We start from the raw sequence: 4,059 nt of genomic DNA on the forward strand, positions 1-4,059 counted from the left end.
GAGAGTTGAGCAGAATAATTTCAGGGACATGTTCTCCGTTTATCTCTCCGGCCCGCCGCAGACGCAGCATGTGTTTTGTGTATCCCCGGCGGCCCGGGTCGCGCACACGGGTCTGGCAGGCGAAGAATGGCTGAAAGCCTTCCCGCTGCAGGCTTTCCAGTACGGTGATGGTGGGGATGTACGTATAGTTCTGGCTTCGGGACGTGTGTTTATCTTCCCCGAAAATCCCCGGCACATAGTGCATCAGTTCTTCGTGTGTCAGCGGACGGTCACGGCGTATCTGGTTCGCATAACCAAAACGACTGGCTAGTCGCATAATTTGCTCCTTATCGGTGGTTAAGATTTACTGGTGTAATAAATGAAAAAGCCACGTCTCCCGGAGAAGACGCGGCCTGATGGGTGAAATGAATGACGTTTATTGTCTGAGAAGACCGTCACTGGCGAGCCGCGTATTAAGCACCTTTCCGGCATCGGGTTCAGAATTCCGGCAGCGCCAGCGTCGCTGACCTTCCGCGTTGCGGATAACCCGACGGAAATGCATTCCCGGGTCATCCTGGATAAACACATTGCGGTAAGCGGTTATGACAGCAACCGCCTGCCCGTATGAGAAAGATCCTTCAGCCAGGACATACTCTGTGTAACCCGGCATATCTGTTTTCTCCTGATAAATAAAAAGCCTCTGCCACGCGTTGTGACAGAGGCTGAAGCATGAAACTGACTTCAGGGATCAGTTAACGTTTTTTCCGGAAACGGTAATCAGCAGTGGATGGTAGTCCTGGGGATTGAAAACAGATAACGGCAGACTGACACGATGGCTGTTACTTTCTTCAGTTGCTTTAATGATTTCGGTTGTGGCGACATTTTCCACGCACTCCGTTTCCAGAAATGCGTCTGTGGTTCGCGTGGCATTACTGCCACCAAAAGCTTCCGTTTCCATTTTTCTGGTCACCAGCGTCTGACCATATTTGTCTTTGAGTTGCAGAGTGATGGTGAGGGGGCCAAATCCTTCATCGTTTCCGCCATTATCCAGCCGGAACTGGTAGGCACAAATATTTCCCGGGAGCCATATCGTATCTGTATTGCGTATACTGATGTAACGTTGATCCTGTGCCCGGAGTGGGGCAGACCACGTTAACCCCAGAATGAAGGCGGTAATCATGCAGGTTTTGAACAGGTGAATCATGGTATTTACCTCTCTGAGTCATGACGATGACACTGACAAATCAGGTGATAAAGCGTAAAAGGCGCAGAATAGCCGTTATGCCGGTAACTCCGGGGGTAATGCTTCTTCCAGTCGGTTAACCATATTGCCGAGATGGGATGCATCATATTCCATGACGGGGCGTTGCCTGATGATACTGACCACCAGTGGTTTGATTAACATATTGGTCGCGGCCCGTTGTTGTATACCGGCGGCGAAAATGATCTCCAGAGCATTCTGATCGATAACACGGGCCAGATTCGCGTTCAGATTTTCAATCTCATGTCCGGTCAGCAGGAAACTGCCGGCAAGCCATGTCACCTGCTCCTGAATCATTGCCAGAATTTTGACGCGATCTTCTTCAACCAGCGCTCCGGCAATTTTTCCTGATACAGCGGAGGCAATCATTCCCCCCAGAACACCGCCAACCACACGCCCTGTCAGTGCACCAAATGGTCCCAGTGGACTGAACAGTATCCCGCCCGCCACTGACCCGACAGCTCCACCTGCCACACCGGAAGATGCCACGGCAAGATTCCTGATGAACTGCGTACCGGAGATCCGTCCCCGCAACATTTTGATCATGTCAGGGCCGGTTGTGACAGCTACCAGTGCCAGAGATGTCACCAGCGTACCCTTCATCACTTTGTTCAGGGCACTGATATTTCCTGCACCGGTCCCCTTCTGAAGAGCCAGTCGGACAGTCGGGCTGGCAGTCGAAAAATCAATGTGCTTCAGCATACCCTGAACAACACTGAGCCGGTGGAGTTGCTGGGTTGTGACGTAGACAGCCAGTGTGCGGGTGAAGGTTTTTCCTGCCTGGACAGCAGCTGTCTGCAGGGCAGCATCGCGATCGCCGGTGCTGAGCCAGAAGACCGATGCCGTCAGGGCAAAACTGATCCCTCCGGCCGCCAGACTGACAACCGAACCCTCGGCAATATCATAAGTGACCGATTCGATGGTCCCGAACCGGGTGATATTACGGGCCTGAGTATAAGTCAGATGTCCCCGACGAATCAGCCGGGACGCTTCTGCGGGATCGGTTACACCGGGTACTTTACCTTCGCGGATCTTATTCCTCATGGTTTCAACAGCGCCGGCATACTGATCACGGGGGACTTCCAGTTGCATGGGGCCATTATTTCCCATGTAACGATACTGTCCGTTTTGTCCGTCGAATGCCGCACCGACGCTACGGGCTGCAGTTGAACAATATTTCGTCTGGATTTCTGTTCCGCTGACCAGTCTGTCTGCTCCATTTCTGGCATTATTATCACCGAGGATCCGTGCGTTTTTCAGACGGACTCTGTCGACAATATGGTTTCCCCGTTCAGCGGCAAACCCATGTCCCTGCCCTCCGGAAGCAAACATTTTCTCATTTGTACTCCAGGTTTCCGGCAGTTTCATGAGAATCAGACCATTCGCCGTTGCATCGGAAATAAAGCTGTTGTAAGGGCGTTCATAAATTTCCTGACACAGTGTTTCTGTTTCGCGACAAAGAGAGGAGCAGTACCATTCCGGATCCGGCTTATGATTTTCCGGGGCATGATGTACTTCTGTCAGCCCGCAGGAGGCACAGATACGAAGCTCATCCACGTGATGGAATGATACAAAACGGCGACCTTCTGAAAAGGGATACCAGTCACCGCCGTCCAGGCAACGATCGAGAAAATCGTCATTCGCTTCCGGTGATAAATTCAGGCGGTTCCGGAAGAGCGTTTTCAGTTCATCAGGTGTGAATGACAGGTTCTCTTTCAACTGTTCGTTAAACCCTGCCATGTTTCTTTCATACCAGGCATTGTTCAGTAACCAGTTTCCGTCTGCCAGTTCAAATTCCCTCAGCTCTCCCCGGGAAATCCGTTGAGAAATGAGCGTCAGCCAGATGCGCTCCGTCAGCGTTTCAGGAAGGCTGTAATCGTTTTGCAAACTGGTCAGCCACGATTTACTGTTGAGCACCGGTTGTTCTTCCAGTGTCTGGCGGATGGCACAGGTCAGTTTTTTCAGCGCCTGGATCTGGCTGGCCGCCCATAGCAGCGTCACTAATGCAGCCAGCCAGTACAACAACCCGCCCCACCACATCAGTGACGGTGAAATATCGTACTGTAACGCGATCAATGGTGCGCATGCAGAACACGCCATAAGGAAAAAGGCAGTATAAAAACAGCAGTAATACCCGTTAATTTCCTTGCTGATATCTTCTGGTGTGATCCCGTTCTGCTGAATGTTTTTGATCTGCAGGGGAACAGCCAGCAGACCACCGGCGAGAGCGATGGTCAGAATAAATTTCACAGAGTCAAAGGTATGAGCCTCCAGCGCGATATGTTTACCATCAAGTCCCCACATGAAGCTGATGATCATTCCGGCAATCGTCAGAAATACGCCTGCCAGCCAGCGAATATGGAACAACCGGGTTATGCGTTCGGTGATATAGCCAGCCAGTAAGGCCGGGCCGAACAGACACAGCAATATGAGCCCTGCCAGCGCAGAAGCCGTGCTGATTAATGCTCTGAACAAAAGGCGAAGAATGGCAAATCCTGCGATCAGCAGGATCAGCGCGCCGACTATCTGTAACATAGTCACTCCGTGATGAATATCATGTTATTGTTAATGCCAGCGAATGTGGCGTTGAAGATCCGTTGCGCCGGTCCGGGTCCCGGTCATGATGACCGGGACCACAGAGAGGCGATGGTTCTGTCAGAAGGTCACATTCAGTGTGGCCTGACCGTTATACCCTTCAGCGCTGCTGCCGCTGACGCTGTGGGCATAACCGGCCTGAACGCCCAGGGTGATATTTTCCCGGACACGGGCTTCCAGTCCGGCCTGCAGGTCCAGTGACGTGCCATTCCGGGACGGTGAGA

5 protein-coding genes are annotated in these 4,059 nt (G+C 52.1%); all 5 read right to left on the reverse strand.

What is annotated here, in order from left to right; translation table 11 throughout:
• Positions 1-316, reverse strand: a 316-nt coding sequence (locus E0D98_RS21805; protein ID WP_044863421.1) for a DUF932 domain-containing protein, incomplete at its 3' end; no start/stop codon positions are given.
• A gap of 99 nt (positions 317-415) precedes the next feature.
• Positions 416-649: a DUF905 family protein gene (locus tag E0D98_RS21815; protein ID WP_001119729.1), complete on the reverse strand. Its 234-nt coding sequence runs from the start codon at positions 647-649 to the stop codon at positions 416-418.
• 78 nt (positions 650-727) lie between these two features.
• Positions 728-1,183: an IrmA family protein gene (locus E0D98_RS21820; protein WP_000581507.1), complete on the reverse strand. Its 456-nt coding sequence runs from the start codon at positions 1,181-1,183 to the stop codon at positions 728-730.
• A gap of 75 nt (positions 1,184-1,258) precedes the next feature.
• Entirely contained in the window at positions 1,259-3,775 is a 2,517-nt protein-coding gene (locus E0D98_RS21825) for a hypothetical protein (protein ID WP_024199658.1), read from the reverse strand.
• Positions 3,776-3,895: 120 nt separating this feature from the next.
• Positions 3,896-4,059 (reverse strand): autotransporter domain-containing protein (locus E0D98_RS21830; RefSeq protein WP_114619362.1); only part of this gene is annotated, 164 nt, incomplete at its 5' end.

This window comes from Escherichia sp. KCJ4928 (assembly GCF_004352695.1).
In the GTDB taxonomy this organism is placed as follows: domain Bacteria; phylum Pseudomonadota; class Gammaproteobacteria; order Enterobacterales; family Enterobacteriaceae; genus ECMA0423.

Excerpts from the sequence above, each read along its gene's own strand:
- E0D98_RS21815 (WP_001119729.1), bottom strand. The coding sequence starts at position 649 with ATGCCGGGTTACACAGAGTATGTCCTGGCTGAAGGATCTTTCTCATAC.
- E0D98_RS21820 (WP_000581507.1), bottom strand. The coding sequence starts at position 1,183 with ATGATTCACCTGTTCAAAACCTGCATGATTACCGCCTTCATTCTGGGG.
- E0D98_RS21825 (WP_024199658.1), bottom strand. The coding sequence starts at position 3,775 with ATGTTACAGATAGTCGGCGCGCTGATCCTGCTGATCGCAGGATTTGCC.